The following is a 26509-nucleotide window of genomic DNA, read 5'->3' as shown; positions in this document are numbered from 1 at the left end:
AAAAGTAAATTATTAGAACTATATTTCTCATGTTAGGTTTGGTGCAAGGCTAGTGTGAACATCATGTACTTTTGCAGGAATTTCATCAAATATTGTCTTAAATAACGAAAATTGCTGCATTCACGCAGGATTCACTGCCTCATCCATCCTCCACCGCTTTGCCTCGCGCCATTTTATACCATCCCTATTCTCTGTTGACCCGTTACCTCAATCATTATGCAATGCCTATGAGACACCCTCTTTTATTTTCAAACGTCATTACTATTTAGGTCTTGATAACAGGAAGGGAACGGTCTATTTCGATGCCGTTCTAGCCACCGCATTTGAACCGGCTGCCGCTGCTTCCCTTTTTCATGTCTCGGAATCAGAGCTTCATGCGGCGGAACGCTTCATGCGCTGCCTCGATGGTGCGATCAATGTCCTCGCCGGTATGCGCCGTCGTCAGGAACCAGGCCTCATACTTCGAAGGCGCGAGGCAGATGCCCTGGTCGAGCATATGGCGGAAGAAGGCGGCGAAGGCCTCGCCGTCCGTATCCTGCGCTTCCTCGTAGTTCGTCACCGGATGATCGCAGAAATGCGTCGAGAACGATCCGCGAATCCGGTTGATCGTGAGCGGAATGCCGTAACGATCGGCTCCTTCCTGAATGCCTTCCGTCAAGCGGACGGTTAGCTCCTCCATGCGCTCGTAGACGCCGGGCTCGGAGAGCACCTCCAGGCAAGCGATGCCTGCCGAGATCGAGGCAGGGTTGCCTGCCATCGTGCCTGCCTGATAGGCAGGACCGAGCGGCGCGACCTGCTCCATGATATGCTTCCGTCCACCGTAAGCGCCGATCGGCAGCCCGCCGCCGATAATCTTGCCCATCGCGGTCAGGTCCGGCTCGATGGCCGCATGATCCGGGAAGGCGGCGTACGTCTGCGTCGAGCCGTAATGGAAGCGGAACGCGCTGATGACCTCGTCGTAGATGACGAGGGAGCCGTTGGCGCGTGCGAGCCGGCAGAGCCCTTCCAGGAAGCCGGGCTTCGGCATGACCATGCCGAAGTTGCCCACGATGGGCTCGACCATGACGGCGGCCACCTCGTCGCCCCAGCGCTCAAGCGCCGCCTGCAGGCTGTCCAGATCATTGAACGGCACGGTAATGACCTCTTGGGCGATGCTGGCCGGAATGCCGGCGCTGTCCGGCACGCCGAGCGTGGACGGGCCTGAGCCGGCGGCCACGAGTACGAGGTCGGAGTGGCCGTGGTAGCAGCCGGCGAACTTGATGACCTTCTCGCGCTTCGTGTAGGCGCGGGCGACCCGGATCGTCGTCATGACGGCCTCGGTGCCGGAGTTGACGAAGCGGACCTTGTCCATGGAAGGGACCGCTTCCTTCAGCATGCGGGCCAGCTTGATCTCCAGCTCGGTCGGTGTGCCGTAGAGCGTTCCGTTCTGGGTGGCCCGCACGATCGCTTCCGTCACGTGAGGGTGGGCATGCCCCGTAATAATCGGGCCGTAAGCGGCCAAATAATCGATGTACCGGTTCCCGTCCACATCCCAGAAATGAGCGCCCTGCGCGCGCTCCATGAAGACGGGAGCGCCGCCGCCGACTGCCTTGAAGGAGCGGGACGGACTGTTCACGCCTCCGACGATATGCTGCAGCGCTTCTTCATACAATTGGGCGGAACGTTGTCGGTTCGTAGTCATGGGGATGTATCTCCTTTATTGTCGTTGTGTTCTCCCGATGCGGAGTCCTCGATCTTGTCGTTCAGAGCATCTTGAATGTACTGCTTCAGCCGTTCATAGTCCAGGACTTGAAGCACGGCGGACTGATTGACCATCAGGTCCGCCACATTGTCCATGGGCGGAAGCTGATGGCTCGGACCGATCGTACTGTCATATCCGAGCGCGGCCAGCTTGATGAGATCATCGGCGGTCAGATTGGTCTCCACATAAGGGGAGACCTTGTTGATGAGCGCCGGAAGCTGAATGATCGACCAGGCGGACTTGAGCTTGTCGGCCACCGCCGTCAGCAGCTCGCGCTGGCGCTTCGTCCGGGCGAAGTCGGACATGGCATCATACCGGAACCGTACATACATGAGTGCAGCTTCACCGTTCAACATCTGTTTACCTTTTTTCAGATCAATATCGAATTCGTGGTTGTCCGCCTTGCTCGTATACTTCATATCCTTCTCGACATCGAATTCCACCCCGCCAATCGCATCGATTAACTGGATGAAGCCTTGAAAATCGGTATACACGTAATACTGGATGTCCAATCCGGTCAGATTGCCGACCGTCTTCATCGTCAGCTCCGGTCCGCCGTAGGAGAGAGCGGCATTGATGCGATCCTGGCCGAACCCGGGAATATCGACGTATGTATCCCGCAGAATGGAGAACAGATGCGCTTTGTCCGTGGCGGGATCGAATGAAGCGAGCAGCAGGGAATCAGAACGCGGCACCTCATCCGGCTTCATCCCCCGCGAGTCGCCGCCCAGCAGCAAAATATTGACGCGCTCCGAGCCTTCCCACTTCGGAGGCTCGACCTCCTTCGGTTCGGGGAGCTTGTTCACGACAGGCGCGAAGCGGGACTGATCCGGCGGCTTCTGGAGACTGTTCAGACTATTGTACATCGCCCAGATGTAGTAACCGACGCTGCCAATGAGCAGTACGAGCAATACAACGAGTGCGTGCTTCCAATACTTTTTGATCATCGATAGGTCCTTTCCGCATCCGGCGGAGCAGTAAAATGATGGAGTCGTCTCCGGCGCATTCATTCAAGTCGATAGACATGCTATATTAATATGGTATGGATGTTAGCCCCGCATCTTGTCTATTCATTATAAAATCTTTACGTTCCCAAAATCAATTCGGACCCCGGGCTCGTCCGTCCGGGGAGACTCGAGCATAGAGGCATGATCCGCTCCGTGGCGGACAACCAACCGGACAACCAATTAGAAAGGGTGAGGCTGACAACGATGAATGCGATTGAAGTACGGGATCTGCGCAAGACCTTCCGCGTGCAGAAAAATCGGGAAGGACTGAGCGGCGCCTTACTCGACTTGTTCAAGCGCGAATATAATGAAGTCATGGCCGTGAAGGACATCTCCTTCACGATACCGCAGGGGGAAATATGCGGGTATATTGGCGAGAACGGCGCCGGCAAATCCACCACCATCAAAATGCTGACCGGAATCCTCGTGCCGACAGCTGGCGACATCCGGGTGAGCGGCTTCATCCCGCACGCCGAGCGGGAGCGGTTCGTCCAGGGCATCGGCGTCGTATTCGGACAGCGGAGCCAGCTCTGGTGGGATATCGGGGTCATCGAATCGTTCCGTCTGCTGCGCAAGGTGTACCGGGTGCCAGAGGCAGACTTCAAGCGGCGGCTGGACGAGTTGATCGAGCGGCTGCAGCTTCAAGAACTGCTGAACCGGCCGGTAAGGAAGCTGAGCCTGGGCCAGCGCATGCGCTGCGAGCTAGTGGCTTCCCTGCTGCACCAGCCGTCGGTCCTGTTCCTCGACGAGCCGACCATCGGACTCGATATCGTCGTGAAGACGGAGATTCGCGACTTCCTCCTGACGCTGAACCGCGAGCATGGCACGACGATTCTGCTGACGACGCATGACCTGCAGGACATCGAAGCGCTCTGCACCCGCGTCATTATGCTGGATGACGGACGCATTATATATGACGGAAGCCTGGACATGCTCAAGTCCACCTGGGGCCAAGGGCGAGAGGTCCGCTTCCAGTTCGCCAAGCCGATGAGCGCGGGCGATGCCGAGGTGATTACCTCCGGGCTCGAAGGAACCTGGACGGTGCACTCGCCATACGAAGCGAGCATTCATGTGCCGCTGGAGACGAATATTTCCGATGTCATCGGGCGCGTCGTCGGGGGAGCTTCCATCTCTGACCTGAAGATTGTAGAGACGAACACGGATGATATCGTCCGCGAGATTTACAAGACCGGCAATGCGGAGCTGCCGGAGCATGCCGGCGGGACGGCCCCCGAAGGGAACGGCACGGCCGGAGCCGGCCCTGACGAAGCCGATGCGGACGCCGAGCGGGAGAAGGATGCGGTGCTTCATGGCTAGCGCATATCTCGACTTAATCCGGATCCGTTTTTTGACGATGCTGGCTTACCGGGTCAATTATTATTCCGGTATTCTCATTTATACGCTCAGCATCGGCGTCTATTATTTCACTTGGCAGGCGATCTATGGGGGCCAAGGCTCGTTGGCGGGCTTCACTGCCGGGCAGATGACGACCTACATCGCGGTATCGTGGATGGCGCGCGCCTTCTATTTCAACAATATGGACCGCGAGATTGCGAACGAGATTCGGGACGGCAGCGTCGCGATCCAGTTCATCCGTCCTTATAACTATTTGATCGTCAAAATGATGCAGGCCTTCGGCGAAGGCATCTTCCGCCTGCTCTTGTTCATGACGCCGGGTATGATCATTGCCTGCCTGCTGTTCCCGGTAGAGCTGCCGACGGATCCGAAGCGCTGGCTCGTCTTCGCCTTGATGCTCTTTTTCAGCTTCCTGATCAATTCGCAGCTGAACATTCTTACGGGCCTGACTGCCTTTTTCGTCGAAAATAATGAGGGTATGATCCGGATGAAGCGGGTGGTCGTCGATCTGTTCTCTGGCGTGATCGTGCCGATCTCGTTCTTCCCGGGCTGGCTCATTACGCTGAACGAATGGCTGCCGTTCCAGGCGATTACGTTCTTGCCAAGCTCGGTATTCACCGGCCGCATCGAGGACGACCAGATCCTGTCGGTCATCGGGATACAGATCGTCTGGTTCACCGTGCTGATCGTGCCTATTCTACTGATGTGGCGGGCCGCGCGGCATCGCCTGTTCGTGCAAGGAGGGTAGGGCGCATGTACTATTTCGGTCTCGTAGGAGAATATTTGAAAAATTACTTGAAAACCCGCCTGACGTACCGTGCGGACTTCTGGGTCGAAGTGCTGTCAGACCTGTTCTTCCAGGCGACGAACCTCATCTTCATCTTCGTCATCTTCATGCATACGCCGACGCTGGCGGGCTGGACGCGGGACGAGATGATCTTCGTCTACGGCTACTTCATGATTCCGTACGGCGTGTTCAGCTGCTTTTTCAATCTGTGGAGCTTCAGCGAGCGCTATATTGTCAAAGGCGAGATGGACCGCATTCTGACCCGGCCGGCCCATAATCTGTTCCAGATTCTGCTGGAAAATGTCGACCCGCCGGCACTTATTGGTTCCGTCGTCGGGGCCGTCATGATGGGCGTCTGCTGGGCCCGGCTCGGACTCGGCTTCGGCTTAATCGAGCTGCTGATGCTGCTCGTCATGCTGGCTGGCTCGGTCATGGTCTACTTCGGCGTCTATGCGGCACTGACGTCGCTCTCGTTCTACACGGATGCCCCGACCGGCATCCTGCCGCTCGTCTTCAACATTCAGAGCTATGGGCGCTATCCGCTCACGATCTACAACCGCTTCCTCCAGGTGCTGTTGACCTGGGTGCTGCCGTTCGCCTTTGTCGGCATCGTCCCGGCCTCTTATTTCGTGGAGGGCAAGGGCATGGAGCAGATGGCCTTGCTGACGCCGCTCATGGGCATCGCCTTCTTCGCGCTCGGCCTGACGCTATGGAACGTCGGCGTTAAGCGGTATCGCGGGGCGGGCTCGTAGCTTTCGGCCAAGACAAGTTCTATGGAGCGTAACAATGCCGTCGATTCTGGCTTCCATGCCGGGAGCGACGGCTTTTTTATTTTGGCGTGAAAAGGCAACCTATGAGCATCTGATTAGGCGGCAAGGCTATGCCGAAAGCGATATTTTCCACGTTGATACGAAACTTAAATTCCTCTCCTTATATACAGAGAAGGTGGTCTTTGCCGATGAGCCCGATATTCCCTATGAGTACAAAAGGCACGAAAAAGGAGCTATCATGCAAGTAGGCATGTCCGATCCGGAAGGAGCGGGAGCGGATTGGAAAAATTACAGCATAAACATGAAGAAGCATCTCCATAGAAAAGCGGCGGGATGCGGTACTGGGGGAGGGATGATATGTTAACGACGGCCAAGGAATTATTGCCGCTCATGAAGCGGATTATCGAGTATAGCGGCAGCATCGATAGTCTGGAGGCGAGGCAGGAGGACGGCTCCGAGGGGAATCCGGAGGAGATGGCGCGGTTGAAGCAGGAATATGCGGCCCTGCTGGAAAGCATGAGCAGAGAAGACCTGTTAATCATCCGCGCGGTGGCTGACATCGGCATTTCGGAGAGAGGCCACCGTTTTACGGACGAAGGGGAAGGGCCAGCGTATCGGAAATCGACTTTTGAAATCGAGATACGCTCTGCCTCGGAAGAATTGATGGCGAACTACCATCAATATTTGGTGTACCATACGAAGGAGCAAGAGATTCGATATTTTACAGGTCGGGGTGTGGGGCTGGATTTGAGCGAAGGGATTCATATCCTTGAGCTTGAACGTTGTCTGAGATGATGTTGCCTTGAGCAGAACAGGACAGGCGGAAGGAGTGGAGTGCCATCATTATCGAAATTATCGTGTATCGCGTACAATTCACTTATATCGATTGCCCTGACGAGGTCGGCGTTAACATCCGTGCCCTGCAAGGCGAATTTGATGATTTTTTGCGGAGTTTGGAGGGCAATCATCCGTTCCGGCAGTACCACGAACTTATCGAGAACGGCCAAGTGGTCTTTCGCGGATATGTGAATGTATTTGGCGCGGAGCAATTCATCGACTGGCTGAATGTCGTGGTTCAAGCAGGAAGTCGCGAAGGTGATTCCGAAGCCGGACGAGCCGCCCGCTGATACGATTTACTTTTAATAGATGCATTTGGGCGGGGTCCGCGTTTTCGGGGATTGGTTGTTTTTTGAAAAAGACGGCGTTCAATGGTAAGCTAGAGGCATCATGCAACGGCAGTCTTGGCTGCCGGGAAGGAGTGCTGCAAATGACATCATCCGATCAAGTCCAGCTCGGACAAGCCGTGCCGGACTTTACGCTTCCGTCCTCAACGGGCGACAATATATCGATGCGCGATTATGCGGGCAAGAAGGTCGTGCTCTATTTCTATCCGAAAGATATGACACCAGGCTGCACGCAGGAGGCATGCGATTTCCGCGATTACCACGGCGACTTCGAGAAATACAATGCGGTCGTCTTGGGCATTAGCCCCGACAACGTGAAGTCCCACGAGAAGTTCATTGAGAAGCACGGCCTGCCGTTCCCGCTGCTGGCCGACACGGAGCATGCAGTAGCCGACATGTTCGGCGTCTGGCAGCTGAAGAAGATGTACGGCAAGGAGTATTACGGCATCGTTCGTTCGACCTTCCTGATCGACGAGGAGGGCAAGCTGGTGAAGGAATGGCGCAAGGTGAAGGTGAAAGGGCACACGGAAGAGGTGCTTGAGGCCGTGCGTGAGCTAGGTTAACAAGGTTATGCACAAAAGGCGGCGCAAGGTCCGGGAGGACATGGAGCCGCTTTTTTGTATGAGAGCCGGTGACGCCCCGCGGGGGAGTAAAACCCGAATCACCAGCAGCAGCACGATATCGCGCCGTACCATCTTTGTTTTACGCGACATAGATAGACAGCCTTATCGAGTTGACTTTACCAATCTACTGTAGCATTTTCTGCGACAATGGGATAAACGAGAATAGCCAGCAGAATCGTCAAGGTTCTACTGGCTATTCTCAGACTGGCAATCTATTAATACACCCGATGGATAATATCCTCGAAATCCGGCTCTTCCATATGAACATCCTCCATTTCGCCGAACCGTTCGAGCAGGCGCAGCGCCTCCATCGCGCTTAGTTCCTCGCGGTTGCACTCCACCGTCAACGTGTTGCCGGCAAGCGAGCGGCAGCGCAGCGGGTGCGGCACCTCCTCGGATAAAGCCGCGCCCTGGCGGTACGTGACGCGAATGAGGGTCGGCAAGCCGATTCGCTTGCGCAATTGATCAAGCGAGCCATCGAAGCCGATCTGGCCATGGTTAATGACGATGACGCGCTCGACAGCTGCTCGATATCATCCATGTCGTGCGTCGTGAGCAGAATCGTCTTGCCCAGCTCCTGGTTAATCGCCCGCAGGAATTGGCGAATGCTCCGTTTCGCGATAACATCGAGCCCGATCGTCGGTTCGTCCAGGAACAGAATATCCGGGTCATGCAGCAGGGCGGCCGCAATATCGGCCCGCATCCGCTGGCCGAGCGACAGCTGCCGGACCGGCGTCTTCAGGAATTCATCCAGCCCGAGCAGCTCGCGGAGCATGCCGAGCCTCCGCTGCGCCGCATCCGCATCCATGCTGTACATCGCGGCCAATATATCGAATGAATCCGCTGTGGGCAAGTCCCACCACAACTGGGTTCGCTGTCCGAACAGGACGCCCAGCCTGCGGGTCACCCGCCTTCGTTCCCGGTGCGGATTGGCCCGAATATGCTTACTTCCCCCGAGGTCGGATGAAGAATGCCGGAGAGCATCTTGATAGTCGTCGATTTGCCGGCGCCATTCGGGCCGATATAGCCGACGAACTCGCCGCTCTCGATATGGAAGCTGACGCCGCGGACGGCTTCCTTCACGACGTAGTCGCGAGAGAGTAGCGTCCGCAAGCCTTTGAACCGCCCTTCCTTCGGAGCGGAGCGGCGGAATTGTTTGTGCAAATCAGTCACGGTAATCACGGTTGAACCCCCTTATCGTCCTTCTATGCTTGACTCTGCCTAACGCTAACTTCCGGTGCTCTGGTACCGGGCCAAGCCGATTCTCCACACCCGCAAGGCGAGAACGAACAGGCCGGCCGCGATCAGCACTGACAGTCCGATCAGCCAGATGCCATAGCTGTTCCGCAAAATATACAAGGACGGCACATAGTTGGCGAAGCCGACAGGAATGATGCTAAGCAGCAGCCCCTGGAGCCATGACGGATAAATGCTCATCGGATATTGCGCCGCGGTGCGGGCCGCATCCTCGGTAATGTTTTGCAGCTCCTCGATGCGCGTAATCCAGAACCCGACGGACGCCGTCAGCAGGCCGATGGCGAAGAGCAGCATCTTGCCAGACAGGATGACGATCAGCGTAAGCGGCACCGCCGTCCATCCAATCAGCCCTTACTGCATCAGCGTTCCGATGCATATGGCGATGATGGCCGTGCCTTGAACCACTTCGCCCAAGCGGATCGAGAAGTTCTGGGACATCAGCGCCAGCAGGATCGGTATCGGGCGTAGCAGCAAGCCGTCGAGCGTGCCGGTGACCAAATATTTCTCCAGGTGGTGCACGTCGGAGGCGAACATCCGGTAGATAGCTTTGGACAAGGAGAGGACGGCATACAAATAGCCGGCTTCCGCCAAAGTCCAGCCCTTGATATGGCCGAATCGGAGCAGAATGACCGCAAGCATAAGAAATTCGACTACACTGATAATGGCAGCCATAAGCGTTGAGAACCAAAAATTGAACTTGTACTGCATCCGGCTGCGGATGCTCGCGCGCACGAGCAGCGCGTACATGCGAATCCATGTCATCCGCCCTGCACCTCCACCTTCCGCCTCATGATCCCGGTAACGGCGAGACATAGAGCGGTAAATAGGGCGCACCAGATGAGGGAGCCTGTCAACGCGGCGGGCGCTTCCATTCCGAGGTAATTCGCGTCGGCACATAGTGCAGGAACGGATAGAACGAAGCTTCACTGATGGCGGCAAGCCAAGAAGGCAGCCATTCAATCGGGATGAGGAAGCCGGACAACAGCATGCTGAAGGCATAGTTCACCCAATAAAGCCAACGTGATTCGGTCGTCCAGAGCGCCAGAGCTCCGATCAGGTAGTTCAGGCAAATGGAAATGTACGCGGCAAGCGTCAAAGCAACAGCGGTCCACAAGTACGTAGTCACGGATGAGGGGACGTGAAGCGGTAATACGAAGAAATAAAGCGCGTAAATCGGAAGAAACTTATACACGAACTGATAGGCGATCTGCCCCCATTCTTTGCTCATCAGATGATAGAACAGATGAACGGGCTTGACGAGATCGAGGGCAATCTGCCCGGTTCGCATTGACTGCTCCATACCGAGTCCGTTATTGAGAAAAGCGGCGACCCACAAGCTCGCCTGATTGAACGCGACATAGCTGATGATGCCGTTCAATCCATATTCGCCCAGCGATCGGCCTTCTGCAATCCCCGTCCATATGGACACATAGATAAGACCGAACAGAGCGCTGGCGATGTTGTGCACAAGATGCGCACTCCGGTAATGCAAATTGCTGAGGTACATTTTACGTGCTAGCGTCCAAAAAAGCATTCAACACCTCCGGCATCTTCATGATTAGCGGCGTGCCTACACAACGATGGGAGCGAAATGCGATTGGAGAGAGCGAGGAATATCATACCAGAGGTTGCGGAAGGTTTGCAAACGGTTTTTATTCGCTGTTCCTTCCCCTGTCTGTGCGAAGGAATTCAATCTTCTGGTTGAATGTCCAATCCTCAGGTGGGAAAAATAAGCATCGCAGCATGGCAATTGACACGAATGTGGGAATGGAATATACTTAAATCATGAGGTTAAAGGTTTTAACTATTCAATTTTTGAACTAGTGAAGCGGAGGGAGGCGGATCGTTGGAAACGACAAGGCAAGAGCTGTCCAAGCTGCTGTCCGTCATGATGCACAAGTTCATCATCGCGTACAACCGAATCTTGGACAGCGATGTATCGGGAGCGCAGATTATGATGATGGAGATTCTGCAGCGCGAAGGTCCGAAGCGAAGCTCTGAATTGGCGGAAGCGCTTCAGGTCACCTTGCCGGCGATTACGAATCTGGCGAATAAGCTGGTCGCCAAGTCTTGCATTGAGCGCCGCATTCCCGAGCACGATCGCCGCGTCATTCTGCTTGAGCTAACCCCGGAAGGGGAAGATCTGCTGGAAGCGGTGAACGCAAAATATGGCCGGCTCACCGAATCGTTGTGGAAGGATTTCAGCGAAGAGGAACTGGCCGATCTGCATACGTATTATACCAGGATGGTCGCGAATCTCGATTTGCAGGAAGGAACCGTCAAGTAAGTCGCACCTCACTTCATACTAAGGAGACGATCAACATGACTCAAGACACCACAGTAGCCGTAATAACCGGTGCCGGCAGCGGAATGGGACGGGCATCCAGCTTGAAGCTGGCGGAGATGGGCATGAATGTCGTGCTTGTTGATTACAATCTGAACGGAGCGGAAGAAACTCTCTCCCTCATTCGTGGGCAAGGCGGGGACGGCATCGCCGTTCAAGCCGACGTGAGCAAGGCAGACCAGGTGGAAGCCTACGTGAAGCAAGTAATGGACCAATACGGCCGCATCGACGTCTTCTTCAACAATGCGGGCGTCATCCAGAAGCCGTTCCTGTTCGCGGACATCTCTGAAGAAGAATTCGATCGCGTCGTGGCAGTCAACTTCAAGGGCGTCTTCCTCGGCATGAAATATGTACTGAAAGTGATGGAGGAGCAGGGCTTCGGCACGATAATCAATACGGCGTCGACCGCAGGCTTGAAGCCGGAGCACAGCGTAGCGGCCTATTCGGCGACGAAGCATGCCGTCGTCAGCTTGACGAAATCAGCGGCCCTGGAGTATGCCGCAAAAGGTATCCGCATCAACGCCATCTGCCCGGGCGGCGTCAACACCAACCTGGTGGCAGGCTTCCAGGGGACGATCAAGACGACCGGCAACGTACCGGAGATCTCTTTCCCTCGCATGGGCCGCATGGCCGACCCGGCAGAAATCGCCAACGTGGTGGCGTTCCTCGCATCCGAGGGCGCAAGCTACATGACGGGATCCATCGTTGCCATCGATGGCGGCCTGACCCTGTAGCCATAGAATAACATCAAGTCCTCGCCTGATGCAGGCGGGGATTTTTTTTGGATCCATGCGCGAAAAAAGAAAGACTCGCTATTTACAAGAAAATATTGTATAATATAATCAATTCAGGAATCGATGTGAATACGTGGGACATGATGGGAAGAACCCGATACTAATTCTATTGGCTGAGGGTTTTTTGTGTTTTTTAGGGCTTCAAGCGTCATAGTTGAAAGATTGAGAAGGAGCGTCAAACATTACTTTATCATGGGAGTGATCATACATGAAGTCAACGAAAAGAGTAAGCCTGTTTCTAGTCATGGGGGCTGTTGCGATTACTGCATTGTTCGGTACTGCGCCAAGAGAGGCCAAGGCGATGAACTTCAAGGATGTATCGGCAACTCACTGGGCCAAGGACTCCATTCATGCCGCCGTAAATGCAGGGTATTTCAAAGGTTATAGCAATGGAACGTTCAAACCGGACGCGACCATTACAAGGGCAGAATTCGCTTCCTTGCTGTCACGGGTATCGAAAGCGGAGCCTCCAACGGAAATAGAGAATGCCTTTAGCGATTTGAACAATCACTGGAGCAAGAAGCAAGTTGAGAGGGCGGTTGCTTTCGGTTTTATTGATCCGAAGAACTATCCCAATGGCTTTAAACCCAATACGGCCTTAACCCGTGAAGAGATGGCCATCTGGCTAAGCTCAGGCTTGGCCGCCCTCGATGAAGATTACAATCAGGCCCTATTGGATACGAAGGAGACACTGATTCCCGTCAAAGAATACTTCAAACCGGGCATACCAGAGTCCAAAGCCGGACATATTGCGGTAGCAATGGGCACCAAACTGATGACCGGCTACCCGGACGGCTCCTTCGGCATGAAAAACACTACAACCCGCGCCGAGACATCGGCTATTTTGTTGCGGTTCGTGAAGGTAGCCTCTAAAAAGGCAGATACCTTCCCCGCTCTCAATGAGCTGCGGGCTGTAGGGACGGAGAAGAATAATTTGGAGGTGGTGACGCCGTTTGAAGCATTGGGAGGTATGGCTGATTCAGTAGGAAAGGCGATGACGTTTAAAAATAACGCAGGCAAGGTCGTCTTTCATCGGATGGTTGCGGTGAATGTCCAGAATTGGAACCAAAAGAGTTTTTATGGTGACCTGTTTTTGGATGACTCCGACAAGGAGTTTTTTAAAAAGCACAAGGGGACGTTCCCTATTTTTACTGAGCTTACGATCCATCCAAAAACAAAGGGATTCGGCCTGGATCATTATCGGAGTGGAATAACAAATTTGATGGGAGGCTCCGCTACACATAACGGTCAATATAAAAAATACGGGTATGAAACCCTTCCTGTAACTGATGATAAGGAATTCTTTTCCAAGCATTCGTCAGGTGTAAAAGTATGGGTTGTTAGTTACTACAATGTGGAGGAAGAGAACCTCGGTAGTGCTGTATTTGATGATGGATCAATTTTGATACTGTCAAATACTAAAAAATAGAGGAGATTACATGAAAAAGGCACTTACAGTTAGTTTAGTTCTGTCATTATTGTTAGTTTCCCTTAATTATATTCCTAGCCTTGTTGTTGCGGGGAGTTTTCCAAAAGGGTATCCAGATGAAGGAAAGGGAATTGAAGTAAAGCCAAACGCTTTAGCTTATAAGACTCAAACGATCAAGGTAACCGTATCGGGGACAGACTACCCTAATCCTAAAACGGTTTGGACCGAAGGTGATAGAGGCCAATGGGTTGCAGTTACACAGGATACTGGACGTGTCGAAACAGTTACAGCTATTGGCGCTAATGGAAACAAGTATCCACAAGACACTGCAGTGAAAGACCGGATAAACATGTATAACTACGCTCCAGAGAGTCTCCAAGATACAAAAGAAAATCCATTCAAAAAGGAGCATGTTAAGGGGCTTGGGATTACTAGTTTGGAGTATAAGGATACAAAATCTTTTACTCCTGTTGGTAATCCACAATTCACCAATGGGCAGCTCTATGCTGATCTTAATACAATTACTGGTCATAGCCATACGGTATCATATTATCGCGAATATGAAATAGGGCATCAAGGTCAACCTAAATATCAGGCTCATTACTATGTCGATCTTAAAGCTGTTTTCGAAGGTTATATCACAGAAACGAAAGAACTGCGTATCACATCTAATGCGAATATGAAGATCGGAGAGACGAAGAACTTAGAGATAGAAGTCAGAACCCAGGAATATGACATGTCGGGCTTTACAAAGTGGCTGGATATCACTCGTCGAACGGACCAAATAGAATGGAGTTCGGATCGATCGGCTGTGGCGACGGTAGGACCTGACGGAAAGGTAACGGCTGTCGGCAAGGGGGCTGCTAAAATAACTGCCAAATGGAAGAGTTACCCCTATTATATATACGATTCTATAACTATTTCCGTTGAGGATGGTCCTCCGGGTAAACCGGATCCCACGGATCCGCCAGATCCTACAGGATCATGCACCGCTCCTGTCCCGGGAACGAAGATCCCAAATCAGGTGATGGATCCAAAGGCGAGCGCAATGATTAAAGCGGATAACCGTGGAAGTCAGCAGTTCGATGTGCTGCTGGGCATTCCTACGTCCGAATACCTTTACGCCAATGCCTTTGCCTACAATTACTTATTCAAGAGTTCGTTTGTGCAGATGAGCGGTAAATGTACGTTCGAGGTACCCGTGGAAAAGACGTTTATTAAGAAATGGAAAGAGCCCGGGACAGACGCGGAGGGGAAACCTGCGCAAGAAGACATGGAGGAAGAGGAAACCGTCAGCGATGTCGTTACCGTTGAGCGTCCGTACTCTTTTTGGGTCATTGATAATCTGGAAATTTACAAAATTCAAGAAGCAAAGCTGCAGAATGCAGCATTGCCAAACGGAGGGGTCACCTTAGAGCCCCAAAATTATACGCCACCAGATTATGATTTCAAGCAGCAGGGTGGAATCGTGAAGGAACCGGACGCACGGAGTATAGTTCTCCCTTCGCAGACCGTCGGCAAAGATGTACCGGACTATTCAAGTGAATTCAAAGCTGCTGCCGAGAAGGCGATTGCTAAAGTTCGTGTCCAAAATGATTCTTTTACCTTTCAGGGAAAGACCATTATGTCAGGACAAGCGGTGAGTGAGAACGGATCTTCTCCTGGAAGCATTCCGTCTCCAGCCACGATAGGTCACAACACCTTATATAAAAACCGACTCTTAATACATAGCGATAAAGTGAACGCGAAAAATGTGCCGAGCAACGGTACGATTTATTATAAGCTGCTCCCTGAACAGATTAATGGCGGCACGGATCGGGAATATCCGATCCCGGGTATCAACCCGGTCACCATACATACTCCGGTTGTGACGTATGCTTCCGTGTCGGATGACCGGGCGCATAACCAGAAGACGAAGCCGAGCCCGAACCGGGCGGCACTTATTCTGGAACGGCCGTTCACGGTACGCCTGCCGACGAGCGGGCAGCATGTCTCCTTTCCGGGATACGGCAACCGGGATTATGAGAAATATGTCCGCACGAAGCAGGTGTGGTTCCCGTTCGATGTGTACTCCGGGGATCGGTGCCGCTTCATTCCGCAGCGGACCTGGATTGACATTCCGGTGAACCAACTGGATACGACGTTTTTCCTGCCGGTGTGGGTCGATGAAGGGAATTATTCTGTCCTGTTCCGTACCGTTGCCGAGAACGCACCCGCGCAGTTGGACACGCAGTCGAATGCAAATACCGAGCTGAGGAATCATGTCTCCACTGATGTGGTCGAGGTGGAAGTCATCGGCCGACTTTATAATTTCCGGTTGACCGACATCGTTGATTACAATTGGGAGAAGGTGTTCCGCAAGCAGGCCGGCAGCCATGAGCCAACCGGCGCGTCCTACTGGATTGGGGAAAAGGGGATCGACGGGGAGCTGCGCGGGAACCGAGCGCCATATACGCTGCCGATTCGGCCAGGCAGTCATCCGCTCCAGGGCTACCGCAACGTGGCGGTGAAGACGGGATATCATTTCAAATTCGATCTGAAGACGAAGGGCAATATGTTCGGTCAGAAGGATAGTATCCGGATTACGCCAAGCTTCTACTACGCGAGCAAGGATGGCAAGAGCCGTTCTCCGGTCGATTTGTATTATCACAGCAATGACCGCTACTTCATCCGCATCGGATCGCAGGAGGATCAGGTCGGGCGTTATGTCATCTTGAATGAGCGGCTGCGCAACGTGCCGACGGAGCAGCTGGTCGATACCGCCAGCTACAAGTACGACCGTGAGGGACAAGGATCGTCCTTGAGCCGACAAGCATATATTGACCAGTACATTGAGAAATGGACGAAGCGGAAGACGCCGGTCGGCGGCTACGGCGGGCTGCTGCTGCCGGAAGCGGTGCGCACGTTCATCGGGCCGAAGTCAAATCTGCCGGCTTCGGTCGATGCCCAGCGGGCGAACACAGCGATCCAGCAGTGGTATGGCGAGTACAGCTTGCCTGCCGGGGTCTACATCGTTAAGGCGGGAACGGATATCGCCGAGTATGGCCGCACGCATGGCGGACTGCATGACAAGTTGCCGATCTTCCTGCGGGACGGCTACCTGATCGTGACCTTCAATATTGAGTCGATTCGGGATGGTCGGACAGCAGCGCCGCATTTGCAATATATTCAGGCGCCGCTAATGAACCAATGGCGGCTGGAAGGTTTCGAGCGAACTATTCGGGATTCGTTCGGCCACGCCTTCGCGCTGCAGGACGGAGATGTGCTGTTCTACCACGCGAACCTGTCGAGCCGGGATGATTTCGGGGCGATGGTGCCGCATTAGCCAGTATAGAATTGAATTGTACTACCTTGGGGGTGGAAGCGTTGCTACCGCCTCTTTTTTATTTGCGTGGGAGAAAGGAAGTTCGGGATAAGGCTCTCTCTCGAGTAGCAGCGCGCAGCCGGGAGGCATCACATGCGGATCCTTGCCTCCTATGATCGATATCCCCGTCGTTCAGGGGGAGCAAGTATCCTAACCGCTTATTTTGAATATCCCCTTGGTTCAGGGATGCCGATTATCCCGTTAGCCAAGAGAGAATGTGGGAATAAATTTCATTTTTTGCTCCTTACTGGATGGGATATTCACCAAAAGAAGTCGTAAGGAGAGGGCAGAAGCAGGAAGGTGTAACGCAAGACGACAACGGAAAATGACTAACTGCAGAAAGAACTTCACAAAGAAAGTGGTCAACTTCTATGACCATTGAGTAGCTGCAGTGGAAAAAATATCAACCCTGCAACCCTGACTGATTGGGAGAGTGATGATAAAAACAGAAGCAGAGAAGCTAAGCTACGTTTGCCCTGAGTCAAAGGGAGAGTAATCATAAGGCTCCGAACACGATGCAACTGGAAAGAGAGATTGAGCGAGGCCGCTACAAGGAACTGCTCATTTATGGACTTGGGATGATCGTGGTGCTTGCTGCTGTGGATGTCTCTCTTCGGACTCTTCTCCGGCATCTACCGGCGCAAAGACATGCTTCCGCAAACGTCATAATTCGAGACTACGGCTCTTCCGTTCGACGGGAGAGCTTTTTATATGGCAGATTTCTTATTTTTCCAAGGAAAACGTTGTAAATAAGGGCGAGGCGGCGTATGATGATAGACGCAGCAGAAGTGATCGGAACGCAGATGTCCGTTTCTCCTCGGATTGCCTCCAGGAAGCACAATGGATGCATGAAGCGGGTAAGAAGCAGGCGCTGACGATCTATGGTGTCATCTTTTCTCGCAAGGCTCATATAATCTATCAGAACGATGGAGAACGCATATGCTCTCGAGCAGGCACAAGAATCGCGGCCAGGGCGGAGCATTTTGGCTGAACGGCACCTGGATCCGGCGATGCTGTGGTGTAGAAGGGACAGGCTCTCATATCCCTGTTCCGCGCTTGCATGGGGCTTTCATAATAGTAACGAAAAGAGGGGGAAGTTCGGATGAAACAGGAAGCAACGGGATTGTGGAAGGAAACCAAAGGCTGGATAGGGCGGCTGTCGACGGCCATATGCGCCTTGCTGATGATCGCCGCGCTGTGGATGGCTTGGGGAACGAAGGAAGCATCGGAGCCGCTCGCCTATGCCGCTTCGCCTGCTTCTCATCAAGCGGTGCCAATGGCATATAACGCGGAGGCAGCGGCCGCGCGTGTGGATTATGGCGAGGCCGTGTCCATACAGATAAGTGGAGAGAAAGAAGAGGCGGTCGCCGCTCTATCCGCTAGGGGCACTAGCTCCGAAACCAGCAAGGCCTCTTTGCAATTAGCTGCGGTGAAGGAGCAGGATACCGGGACGTTGTCACAGGACGTGGAAGAGAAGAAGCCGGACAAGGTCGTTTACTTGACGTTCGATGACGGCCCAAGCGTACATACGAAGGATGTGCTTGATATTTTGGCCAAGGAGCGGGTGAAGGCCACCTTCTTTGTGTTGGGTCAACATGCGAAGCGCGACCAGGAGATGGTCCAAACGATTGCGGAAGCGGGACATGCCATCGGCAATCACAGCTATAATCATGAATATAAGGAGCTGTACGGCAGCTTCCGTGAATTTTGGCGCCAGATTCGCGAGACCGGCAAGGTGCTGGAGGACATTTTGGGCTATGAGCCCCGGCTCGTGCGGGCGCCAGGCGGAACGGCAATGAATTTCGATAAGCAGTATTTCGAGCTGATGCAGCAGGCGGGTTATTTGGTCTATGACTGGCATGTCGATAGCGGCGATTCTAAGCGGCGGGGCGTGCCTGCGAAGGAGATCGTGTCGTCGGTGAAGCAGGGGGCGCTGCTGAAGGAGACGGTCGTGCTGATGCATGACGGGGCCGGGCATGGGGAGACGGTGAAGGCGCTGCCGGAGATTATTCGTTATTATAAGGACAAAGGCTATACGTTCGACGTGCTGAAGCCGGAGGTGAAGCCCGTTCAATTCCATGTTGCTTCCACGAAGCGCTGGGCACGATCCCTGGTCAGCAGCGCTTGGATTGAAGCGAACATCCAGTCGGTCAATGTGTCCGGGCCTGTGAAGCCCGAACCGAAGATGGTGATGGATGTGCACACCGATCAGGGCAGCCTTCATTTGGAGCCGGATCAGTTCCTGAGCTATGAGGACACGACGTATGTGCCGCTGCGGATGCTGGTGCAGCAGTTGGGCGGAACGGTGCGCTGGAACGCGGAGGCGAACCGGGTGGATGTCGATTGGAACGGGAAGGGCGCAGGCTTCGATCTGACTGGCGCGCAAATTGCATTTGCCGATGAGGACGAAGAGACCGTGCCGTTGAAGGCGGTAACGGAACGTTCGCTCACCTGGGTGCCGCTGCGGGATGTACTGAATGTGTTCGGCGTCAAGTTGACTGCATACGAAGTTACGCCTTTGCAGGAGGAAGTGTGATTCTCTTCTACTATCTTGTGAAAGCAGCCTCTCACAGGTTTATAATCTAGCAAGCTGGGCGATACTGGTTCATAGAACGGCCCGGGACGGTTCATCGAACGTGCATGCACGCGAGGGACTCGTTCCGGGTTTTTTGTGTCTTGTTATCGTTTTGTAGGAAAAAGGATGCTGCTAGGTTAAGAGGGAGGGAATCTACGAATGGAAATGGGTGGACATCAGGACCGCACAGCGGAGCAGGATGTGTGGCTGGCGTCGTTCGCGGAGCGGGGCTGGCCTGCATTCCTGGATCGGATGGGGCAGGTCGTCGTCGGCAAAAGGGAGGTCATTCGCCTGGCCGGCTTGGCGATGCTGTCTGGCGGGCATATTTTGATGGAGGATGTGCCGGGCGTCGGCAAGACGCTGCTGGCCCGGGCGCTTGCGCGGACAGCAGGAGGAAGCTTCCGGCGCATTCAGATGACGCCGGATATGATGCCGGCCGATATTACGGGCAGCATGGTATGGGAGCCGGCCTCGGGCGGTCTCCGATACAGCGAGGGGGCGTTGTTCGGCAACGTCGTGCTGGCCGATGAGCTGAACCGGGCGCCGGCGCGGACCCAATCGGCGCTGCTGGAAGCGATGGAGGAAGGGACGGTGACGGTGGACGGAACGACGCACGCCTTGCCGCAGCCCTTTTTCGTGATTGCGACGCAGAATCCGTTAGCCTTCGAAGGCACGTATCGGATTCCGGAGGCGGAGATGGATCGCTTCGCGATGCGGCTGTCGCTTGGCTATCCTGGGGCGGAGCAGGAAACGGACATGCTCCTCCATCAGCAGGAGGAATCGCCACTCGCGCGCGTGAAGCCGCTCTGGACGCCGGAGGAATGGCATTTGCTTGTCCGCCGGATACGCCAGGTGCATCTCGATGCGGCATTATGCAGGTACATGGCGGACATCGCACATGCGACCCGGGCACACCCGGCAGTGAAGCTGGGCATCAGTCCGCGGGCGACGCTGTCGCTTATGCGGGTCGCCCAGGCTCACGCCTGGACCGAGGGGCGCACCTATGCGCTCCCGGAAGACGTGAAGGCGGTGGCGCATCCGGTGCTGGCGCACCGCCTTCATCTGCAGCGCGAGGCGCTGCTCGCCGGCACGACCGAAGCGGACGTCGTCACCGATGTGCTGCGCACGACGCCGGTTCCGGTCTTCGCGGCGGCCCAGACCGGGGGCGGCAGAGCCGCAGCGAAGTCTTCCCGCCGGGAAGAGCGTCGGATCCCGGCAGCGGGTGCCGCGCCGATGATGCAGGTGCCTCTGGCCGGCGATGGATCGGCCCAGCCGGCCGCCGGGCGGTTCCGGTTCGGCGGGTGGTTCCGGTGAAGCAGCCCGCCATCCCGGTCGGCCGCTTCCTGCTCACCTCCGCCGGCTGCGCCGCGCTGGCCGCGGCGGGCTGGGGGCGGAACAGTCCGGCCGAGCTTTTTCTGGCGGCCGTGCTGGGCGCCATGCTGCTGAACGGCGTGCGGCTGCATATCATCGGCCGGCAGCTCGCAGGCGTCCGCCTTGTCCATGAGCTGGGGCAGGCGGAGCGCGTCGTGCCGGGAGCCGATCCCGGCAGCCTTGCCTTCCGCGTGGCGATCAGCGGCGCGAAGCGCTGGCCCGTGCGCTGGCTGACGGTGGAGGAGGCGTGGACGCGCACAGGCGGTGACGGCGGCGTCTGGGTATGCCGCCGTCTACTGTTCGTGCGCCAGGGCGAGGAGACACGCTACACCGTCTCCTTCGCAGGCGCGCCGCGGGGCGTATACCGCCTCACGGGGGCCGAACTCGCCTATGGCGACCTGTTCGGCTGGTTCGGCGGCCGGGTGCGGCTAGACCTCCCGTCGGCGGCGGAAGCGCCGCAGCCGGTGCTGGTCATTCCGCCGTCCCCGGTACGCTCCGCCGCGCTGCCGGACGCTGCGCCGGGAGCCGCGCACGAGGACGGCCCGCCACCGCTGGCCGGCGCCGCCGATACGGCAGACGGAGGCGTACCTGCTCCGTCTGCCGGAGGAGTGCGCGGCGTCGAGCTGCAGGCGTACCGGCCGGGCACGCCCTTGCGCGCCGTCGACTGGCGGACGTACGCCAAGCGGCGCGTGCTGGCGGTCCGCGTCCCGGAAGCGGACGGCTGCGCCCCGGCCGACATCGCCATGGACGACGTTCCATGGCGGTCGGAGGCGCAGCCCGGGCAGCACGCGCCTATGGAGGCGGTGCTGTCTGCCGCCGCCGCGGCCGTACGCGCCGCCGCAGAGGCCGGGCGGCCCGTGCGCCTGCTGCGGCTGAGCGACGGGGCTGTCGCCGGCGGAGCCCGGCAGGCGCTGGCCGCCCTAGCGGCGGAACGGCCCGGCCCGGCAGCGCTGCTCGGCTGGGACCGGCCGCAGCCGGCCGGCGCAGGGCCACACGGCGCGGCACACTGGCCTGCCGCTGAGCCCTTGCCGCCGATTCGCGCGGTGACGCTGATCAGCTACCGGGAGGATCCGGCCGTGCTCGACCGGCTGCAAGACGCGGCGGGAGAGGTGCGAATCGGCGGTTGGCTGACCGCCGCGCGCTGGCCGCAGTCAAGCGCCCCGGCAGCGCCGGCTTCAGCGTGGGCCTTCCTCTGGAGGGAACATTCCGAACCCGGTGCCAGTATAGGAAGGAGGGAGAGCGATGCGCTTCCATACTATCGGCCGAGCCGCCAAGGGTGACGACCAAGCGATGCTGCGGCGGCTGCACGGTGGCCGCCGCTGCGAGCCAGCCGGAAGGCGGACCGCGGCCCAATGGGCGAAGCAAGCTGCCTTCACCGTGCTGCTGTTCGCCTTGTTCGCTGAATGGTTCTATCCGTTGAAGCGGCTCGGTCCGCACATCGATATGCACGACATCCGTCCGTTCTTGGGGGCGATCGCGCTCTTCCTCATCGTGGGGCTGCTCGTCCGGAGCAGAATCCTGTCAATCGTGCTGCGCAGCGTCACGGCGATCGCGGTAACCGCGTGGATGTTCGGGGCGGTCTCCCGGAACGAGGCAGCCACAGCCGGCGGAGGCCTTCTGCACGACATACGCGAGTCGGTTACGGGTGGCCTTTCGATGATCGGCTCCGCCCTGGGCGCCGATGCGGGACGGTGGATGGAGGGGGATTGGCTTCAGACGAGCGGCGAAGTCCGCACCTTGCTGCTGCTGGCCGGTTGGGCGATGCTGACGGCCTCCATTCAGGCGCAAATGTTGACCCGGCGGACGGTGCTTTTTTTCAGTGTGGCTACAATATGCTATCTATTCGGATTTCAATGGGGCTACGGCTTCGACGTGACCGATGCCATCATTCGCGCGGCAGGCTGGGGGCTGCTGTTGTCTGCCTGCCTCCATCTTGACCGGCGGCTAGCCGAGGATACGGAGCAGTCGAAGGCGTCAGGAATCCGTCCTGTGCGATGGCTGGGACAAGCGGTGTTCGTGACGCTCCTTATCGTAGGCAGCGGCTTCGGCCTGTCCCGGATGCCCGATTGGACGCCGCCGGAGAGCCTGCCTTTGCTTCGTGAGTGGACGCAGTCGCTGGCAGCTTCCGCGAACGAATGGGGGGCGGCCCGTTCGTCGGCGGAGAACGCGGCCATGCGGACGGCAAAGATAGGCACAACCGGATACAGCTCGGACGATACGGAACTGGGCGGCGCGCTTCGCGACGATGCCCGCATCCTGTTCACGGCGGAATCGGCGGAGTCTACGTATTGGCGGGGAGAGAGCAAATCGCGCTATACCGGCCGGGGCTGGGCGTCAGCGGGCACCGAACAAGAGGAAACGGTTGACGGATCCGGGCGGCTGCAGATTTCCGATTCACCGATGTTGGGATGGTCCGAGCCGTTGACGCAGACGGTTCGCTGGCAGGCTTATGCGCCGCATCTGCCGCTAGTCCTCGCCGGCCGGCCGGAGCGGCTGACGTCATGGATGGCGGACGGGAAGACGGCGGTTCCGGCCCAAGCAGGGGTGGCCCTGCGATACGATCCGCCAGGCGAACGGTATGCCCCCAGCGCGAATGTGCCTGCTGGATCCCGGCTCGCCTATCAATACGAGACCCGCGTGCTGCGGGCAGATCCGGCGATGCTGCGGGCCGTGCCGAAGCTATCGGCCGAAGAGGCGGCACGATGGAGCGAAGATCTTCAGCTTCCGGACTCGCTCCCGCAGCGGGTGCGGGAGCTCGGCGCTCGGCTGGCCGAAGGATCGGCGGGTCAATACGAGACCGTGCGGCGCGTGCAGACGTTCTTGCTCCAGGAATACGCCTACACCAAGCTTGATACCGAAGTGCCGCCGACGGGCCGGGACTTCGTGGACTATTTTCTGTTCGAGGCGAGGCAGGGCTACTGCAATCACTTCTCGACCGCGATGGCGGTTCTGCTGCGCACCCAGGGCATTCCTGCGCGCTGGGTGAAGGGCTTCGCACCCGGCGAGCTGACTGGACCCGGACAGTATACGGTCCGGGCCTCCGATGCGCATGCCTGGGTGGAGGTGTATTTCCCAACGGTCGGTTGGGTGCCGTTCGAGGCGACCCCGCCGGCAGGCATGGCTGCCGCGGCAGAGGTTCCGGCGGACGCGGTGATAGCGGCCGTACCGGGCCAGACGGCCTTTGCGGCCGATGGCGCGGCTGCCCCGGAAGGCGATGCGGCATTCACTCCGTCAGCGCAGGTGCGCGAGCTGCTGGAGCAATCGCTGCAGTCTCCGGCTTCGGGCTGGGAACGGATGCGGCGCTGGGGAGAGACGGCGCTTCATGCCGGGAAGCAGGGGATGAGCGCCATCGGGCAGCATCTCGCCGCAGAATGGGATGCGTTGACCCGAATCGTGACACATCGCAGCGGTGAACAGGCGGAGGCGGGGCTGCCGGGGCTGCTTCGCTATATGGCTGTCCGCCTGCCGGTCCTGGCGATCGGTGCGTTGTGGCTGGCCCTGCTGGCGGCGTGGCTCATGCGCAAGCAGTGGCAGCGCCTAGCTCCGGAGCGCAAGCTGCGGCGGCTTCTCCGTCTGCAGCAGCGCAGCTTCCAGAGCGAACGGTTGCAGGAGATGGGCCGGATCGCCTGGCAGCTGCTCGAGCGGAAATATGGGTTGCGCCCGATCGGCATGACCTGGAGCGAATATATTTCCGAGAAGCGCGACGATCCCGAGGTGCTGCCGTCAGCAGCCGATCCGGTGCTGCAGCAGTTCATTCGCGACTGCAATGCGCTGCTGTTCGCCGGCCGGCATGCGGAGAGAGCCGTACGGCAGCGGTTCCTGGAAGGCTGCGCCTTCGTGCTGCGCCAGTGTACATGAGTCAGGGAGGCGCGGTTCACATAGAGATCGGCGGCAATAGAGACGGAAGGGGCGGCGAGCAGGATTCGGCCGCCCTGTTCGTCTTCTTTAGGGACATCTCGGAGTCTGGCCACTGCGTTCCCGCCTAGCGAGAGCAGGGGGATGTATGAACAGATCCCTTTTCAACCGCCGAGACGGGCAGTATAATTTACCATATGATCTTAAGGTAGTGAACTCGAATTGAGATAGACATGGGGAGGCGGAGTATGGCTACATTAAAAGATATTGCTGAACGGGTCGGCGTCTCCATCTCCACCGTATCACGGGTGGTGAACGGGGATGACAGCCGCCGGATAAGCGACGAGACGAAGCAGAAAATATGGCAGGCTGCCAAGCAACTGAATTACCGCGCCAAGCCTGCCCAGAAATCAGCCGCCCGGGCGAAGCGGTCCCCGAAGCATTCTGCGCCATTGACGATCGGCTGCATTTTATCCTTGCCGGACAATAAATATAATCATCCTTATTTTTCCCCCATCATCCAGGGCATCGAAGCGAAGCTGATGGAGGAAGGGATCACGCTGGCGTTCCTTCATACACAGGCGGAGCTGAAGAGCGGCGCAGTGCGGGAAGCGCTGCTGCACGATCGGGCGTGGAACGGCGTCATCTGCATCGAAGGGATGGAGCCGGAAATGTACCGGTGGCTCAAGGAGCGGGTGCCGGTCATTATTGGCATAGATGTGGCGGATCCGGACATTCCGATCATTTCCTATGACCGGTTGGATGCAGCCCGAATCGCCGTGCGTCATCTGCTGGAGCTCGGGCATACCGACATCGGCTTCATCGGGGGCGCGGGCCTGCTCGGGCGCATGGAGCGGGAGAAGCGGTACCGGGGCTACAAAATGGCATTGAACGAAGCGAATTGCCCCTTCCGTTCCGACTGGGTCATCGATGCCCAATGGGATGCCGACCGGAGCTATCGGGGCATGAAGCGCCTGCTGGAGCGGCAAGAGCGGCCGACGGCGATGTTCTGCGCCAGCGACATGATGGCGATTGCGGCCATGCGTGCCGCCACGGAGCTGGGGCTGTCGATTCCGCGCGATATCGCCTTCATCGGCATTGACGACATCGAATTTTCAAAATACAGCTCGCCGCCGCTGTCCTCGGTTCACATCCCGAAATACGAGATGGGCTATACGGCCGCCAAAACATTGCTGGACAGTCTGCATCAGCCTTATCCTTATCCGTTCCGGATGCTGCTGCCGTTCCATCTGCAAATCCGGGAGTCGACCAAGGCGCCGGAACGAAGATCGCCTGCGGACGGGTAGACGGGAATGATGTCCTCATCCCCCGTCCAATCGCATTTCCGATCCGAGACCTTCAATAAAGCTTTCTTTATTCAGGCCGTTGGAAAACCCCTGTTTTTTAAGAAGGGGTGGAGATATCCATGTAGACAATCAAAATTTGGCACTCAGAATTTTTTCTAGTGAGAGACGAGCTCCACTATATAAAAAATGAAGTGGCGAAAATTCCCATGGACTTTTCAACGGCCTGATTTTACGGGATCCAAGAGCCCGCGTCGGATCCTGGGGCATCATTGCCTTCTGGAAGCATCATCGCCTTCTGAAGGCATCGTTGCCTCCTGGGGCTTGAACGTGTGGAGGGAATTGCTGCTATTTTACAGGAATTTCGGCTCAATGAGTCCACATCCCGAGGAATTGCTGCAAATCTACATCATTTTAGGCCCTTTTGCTTCAAGCCGAAGCGAAACGGGTGAAATTCCTGCAGTTTTGCAGGATTCCCTTTCTGGTAAAAGTCGTCCGTATCGAATTGCTGTATTTGCGCAGGATTTCGCTTACCGAATAGGCGTGTCTGGAGAAATCGTGCAGTTTTGCGGATTTCGCTTACCGGATAGACGTGTCTGAGGAAATCGTGCAGTTTTCAGGCCGTTGGAACCCCCCTGTTTTTTACGAAGGGGTGGAGATTGTCCATTTTCCTACTCAAAACTTGGCACCCACCACTAGCGTTGCATTGAGCGGTTAGTTCATAATCTAATTACAATTAACATCAATA

Annotated in this window: 19 protein-coding genes and 3 pseudogenes; 17 read left to right on the top strand and 5 right to left on the bottom strand. The window is 56.6% G+C overall.

Annotated features, from left to right (window positions below):
- Positions 1–364: 364 nt before the first annotated feature.
- The gene (locus DQX05_RS28240) at positions 365–1681 is read right to left on the bottom strand and encodes a glutamate-1-semialdehyde 2,1-aminomutase (RefSeq protein WP_119796600.1); all 1317 of its coding nucleotides are present in this window, start codon (positions 1679–1681) and stop codon (positions 365–367) included.
- Positions 1678–2688, bottom strand: a complete 1011-nt coding sequence (locus DQX05_RS28235) for an LCP family protein (RefSeq protein WP_119796599.1) — start codon at positions 2686–2688, stop codon at positions 1678–1680. Before DQX05_RS28235 ends, DQX05_RS28240 begins: the two co-directional genes overlap by 4 nt.
- 264 nt (positions 2689–2952) lie before the next feature.
- Between DQX05_RS28235 and DQX05_RS28230 the strand changes: the two genes are divergently transcribed.
- The 7 genes from DQX05_RS28230 (at position 2953) to bcp (ending at position 7408) form a co-directional block, all read left to right on the top strand.
- Positions 2953–4065, top strand: a complete 1113-nt coding sequence (locus DQX05_RS28230) for an ABC transporter ATP-binding protein (RefSeq protein ID WP_119796601.1) — start codon at positions 2953–2955, stop codon at positions 4063–4065.
- Positions 4058–4852 carry an ABC transporter permease gene (locus DQX05_RS28225; RefSeq protein WP_119796598.1) on the top strand — a complete coding sequence of 265 codons (795 nt, stop codon included), beginning with the start codon at positions 4058–4060 and terminating at the stop codon, positions 4850–4852. The genes DQX05_RS28230 and DQX05_RS28225 overlap by 8 nt, the downstream gene beginning before the upstream one ends.
- Positions 4853–4857: 5 nt before the next feature.
- The gene (locus tag DQX05_RS28220; RefSeq protein WP_119796597.1) at positions 4858–5643 is read left to right on the top strand and encodes an ABC transporter permease; all 786 of its coding nucleotides are present in this window, start codon (positions 4858–4860) and stop codon (positions 5641–5643) included.
- A gap of 55 nt (positions 5644–5698) precedes the next feature.
- Entirely contained in the window at positions 5699–6025 is a 327-nt protein-coding gene (locus DQX05_RS28215) for a DUF3139 domain-containing protein (RefSeq protein ID WP_182914944.1), read from the top strand.
- On the top strand, positions 6019–6456 hold the full coding sequence (locus DQX05_RS28210; RefSeq protein ID WP_119796595.1) for a hypothetical protein: 438 nt from the start codon (positions 6019–6021) through the stop codon (positions 6454–6456). The genes DQX05_RS28215 and DQX05_RS28210 overlap by 7 nt, the downstream gene beginning before the upstream one ends.
- Positions 6457–6518: 62 nt before the next feature.
- Positions 6519–6788 carry a hypothetical protein gene (locus DQX05_RS28205; protein ID WP_119796594.1) on the top strand — a complete coding sequence of 90 codons (270 nt, stop codon included), beginning with the start codon at positions 6519–6521 and terminating at the stop codon, positions 6786–6788.
- Positions 6789–6928: 140 nt separating this feature from the next.
- Positions 6929–7408, top strand: a complete 480-nt coding sequence (gene bcp / locus DQX05_RS28200; RefSeq protein ID WP_119796593.1) for a thioredoxin-dependent thiol peroxidase — start codon at positions 6929–6931, stop codon at positions 7406–7408.
- Positions 7409–7683: 275 nt separating this feature from the next.
- Here bcp and DQX05_RS32955 read toward each other — a convergent pair.
- The 3 pseudogenes from DQX05_RS32955 to DQX05_RS28185 all read right to left on the bottom strand — a co-directional run bounded on the left by DQX05_RS32955 (position 7684) and on the right by DQX05_RS28185 (position 10259).
- Positions 7684–8650, bottom strand: a pseudogene (locus DQX05_RS32955) (ABC transporter ATP-binding protein).
- Between the two features lie 45 nt (positions 8651–8695).
- Positions 8696–9487, bottom strand: a pseudogene (locus tag DQX05_RS28190) (ABC transporter permease).
- Positions 9484–10259: pseudogene (locus DQX05_RS28185) on the bottom strand (ABC transporter permease). The pseudogenes DQX05_RS28190 and DQX05_RS28185 overlap by 4 nt, the downstream one beginning before the upstream one ends.
- A gap of 312 nt (positions 10260–10571) precedes the next feature.
- Here DQX05_RS28185 and DQX05_RS28180 point away from each other — a divergent pair.
- From DQX05_RS28180 to DQX05_RS30425, 10 genes are all read left to right on the top strand, one after another.
- Positions 10572–11012 carry a MarR family winged helix-turn-helix transcriptional regulator gene (locus DQX05_RS28180; protein ID WP_119796592.1) on the top strand — a complete coding sequence of 147 codons (441 nt, stop codon included), beginning with the start codon at positions 10572–10574 and terminating at the stop codon, positions 11010–11012.
- A gap of 35 nt (positions 11013–11047) precedes the next feature.
- Positions 11048–11803: an SDR family NAD(P)-dependent oxidoreductase gene (locus DQX05_RS28175; protein WP_119796591.1), complete on the top strand. Its 756-nt coding sequence runs from the start codon at positions 11048–11050 to the stop codon at positions 11801–11803.
- A 268-nt stretch (positions 11804–12071) separates the two neighbouring features.
- A complete protein-coding gene (locus DQX05_RS28170) occupies positions 12072–13292 on the top strand; it encodes an S-layer homology domain-containing protein (protein WP_119796590.1) in 1221 nt (406 codons plus the stop codon).
- Between the two features lie 10 nt (positions 13293–13302).
- Positions 13303–16617: a DUF5704 domain-containing protein gene (locus DQX05_RS28165; RefSeq protein WP_182914943.1), complete on the top strand. Its 3315-nt coding sequence runs from the start codon at positions 13303–13305 to the stop codon at positions 16615–16617.
- Positions 16618–17758: 1141 nt separating this feature from the next.
- The gene (locus tag DQX05_RS28155; RefSeq protein WP_119796587.1) at positions 17759–19192 is read left to right on the top strand and encodes a polysaccharide deacetylase family protein; all 1434 of its coding nucleotides are present in this window, start codon (positions 17759–17761) and stop codon (positions 19190–19192) included.
- 198 nt (positions 19193–19390) lie between these two features.
- Positions 19391–20545: an AAA family ATPase gene (locus tag DQX05_RS28150; RefSeq protein WP_119796586.1), complete on the top strand. Its 1155-nt coding sequence runs from the start codon at positions 19391–19393 to the stop codon at positions 20543–20545.
- Positions 20542–21882, top strand: coding sequence for a DUF58 domain-containing protein (locus DQX05_RS28145; RefSeq protein ID WP_119796585.1), 1341 nt, complete (start codon positions 20542–20544; stop codon positions 21880–21882). Before DQX05_RS28150 ends, DQX05_RS28145 begins: the two co-directional genes overlap by 4 nt.
- Entirely contained in the window at positions 21845–24460 is a 2616-nt protein-coding gene (locus tag DQX05_RS28140) for a transglutaminase-like domain-containing protein (protein ID WP_119796584.1), read from the top strand. The genes DQX05_RS28145 and DQX05_RS28140 overlap by 38 nt, the downstream gene beginning before the upstream one ends.
- Before the next feature lie 245 nt (positions 24461–24705).
- Positions 24706–25764: a LacI family DNA-binding transcriptional regulator gene (locus tag DQX05_RS28135; protein ID WP_119796583.1), complete on the top strand. Its 1059-nt coding sequence runs from the start codon at positions 24706–24708 to the stop codon at positions 25762–25764.
- Between the two features lie 369 nt (positions 25765–26133).
- Complete coding sequence (locus tag DQX05_RS30425) at positions 26134–26361, top strand: hypothetical protein (RefSeq protein WP_147385225.1); 228 nt, start codon at positions 26134–26136, stop codon at positions 26359–26361.
- Positions 26362–26509 lie beyond the last annotated feature (148 nt).

The sequence above is a fragment of the Paenibacillus thiaminolyticus genome, assembly GCF_003591545.1.
In the GTDB taxonomy this organism is placed as follows: domain Bacteria; phylum Bacillota; class Bacilli; order Paenibacillales; family Paenibacillaceae; genus Paenibacillus_B; species Paenibacillus_B thiaminolyticus_A.
The sequence above is the reverse complement of the archived record's forward strand: the minus strand, read 5'-3'. Positions and strand labels throughout refer to the sequence as shown.

Coding starts and splice junctions, on each gene's coding strand:
- DQX05_RS28170 (WP_119796590.1), top strand. CDS start 12,072: ATGAAGTCAACGAAAAGAGTAAGCCTGTTTCTAGTCATGGGGGCTGTT.
- DQX05_RS28220 (WP_119796597.1), top strand. CDS start 4,858: ATGTACTATTTCGGTCTCGTAGGAGAATATTTGAAAAATTACTTGAAA.
- DQX05_RS28155 (WP_119796587.1), top strand. CDS start 17,759: ATGAAACAGGAAGCAACGGGATTGTGGAAGGAAACCAAAGGCTGGATA.
- DQX05_RS28135 (WP_119796583.1), top strand. CDS start 24,706: ATGGCTACATTAAAAGATATTGCTGAACGGGTCGGCGTCTCCATCTCC.
- bcp (WP_119796593.1), top strand. CDS start 6,929: ATGACATCATCCGATCAAGTCCAGCTCGGACAAGCCGTGCCGGACTTT.
- DQX05_RS30425 (WP_147385225.1), top strand. CDS start 26,134: ATGAGTCCACATCCCGAGGAATTGCTGCAAATCTACATCATTTTAGGC.
- DQX05_RS28165 (WP_182914943.1), top strand. CDS start 13,303: ATGAAAAAGGCACTTACAGTTAGTTTAGTTCTGTCATTATTGTTAGTT.
- DQX05_RS28175 (WP_119796591.1), top strand. CDS start 11,048: ATGACTCAAGACACCACAGTAGCCGTAATAACCGGTGCCGGCAGCGGA.
- DQX05_RS28230 (WP_119796601.1), top strand. CDS start 2,953: ATGAATGCGATTGAAGTACGGGATCTGCGCAAGACCTTCCGCGTGCAG.
- DQX05_RS28210 (WP_119796595.1), top strand. CDS start 6,019: ATGTTAACGACGGCCAAGGAATTATTGCCGCTCATGAAGCGGATTATC.
- DQX05_RS28140 (WP_119796584.1), top strand. CDS start 21,845: ATGCGCTTCCATACTATCGGCCGAGCCGCCAAGGGTGACGACCAAGCG.
- DQX05_RS28225 (WP_119796598.1), top strand. CDS start 4,058: ATGGCTAGCGCATATCTCGACTTAATCCGGATCCGTTTTTTGACGATG.
- DQX05_RS28240 (WP_119796600.1), bottom strand. CDS start 1,681: ATGACTACGAACCGACAACGTTCCGCCCAATTGTATGAAGAAGCGCTG.
- DQX05_RS28215 (WP_182914944.1), top strand. CDS start 5,699: ATGCCGGGAGCGACGGCTTTTTTATTTTGGCGTGAAAAGGCAACCTAT.
- DQX05_RS28150 (WP_119796586.1), top strand. CDS start 19,391: ATGGAAATGGGTGGACATCAGGACCGCACAGCGGAGCAGGATGTGTGG.
- DQX05_RS28235 (WP_119796599.1), bottom strand. CDS start 2,688: ATGATCAAAAAGTATTGGAAGCACGCACTCGTTGTATTGCTCGTACTG.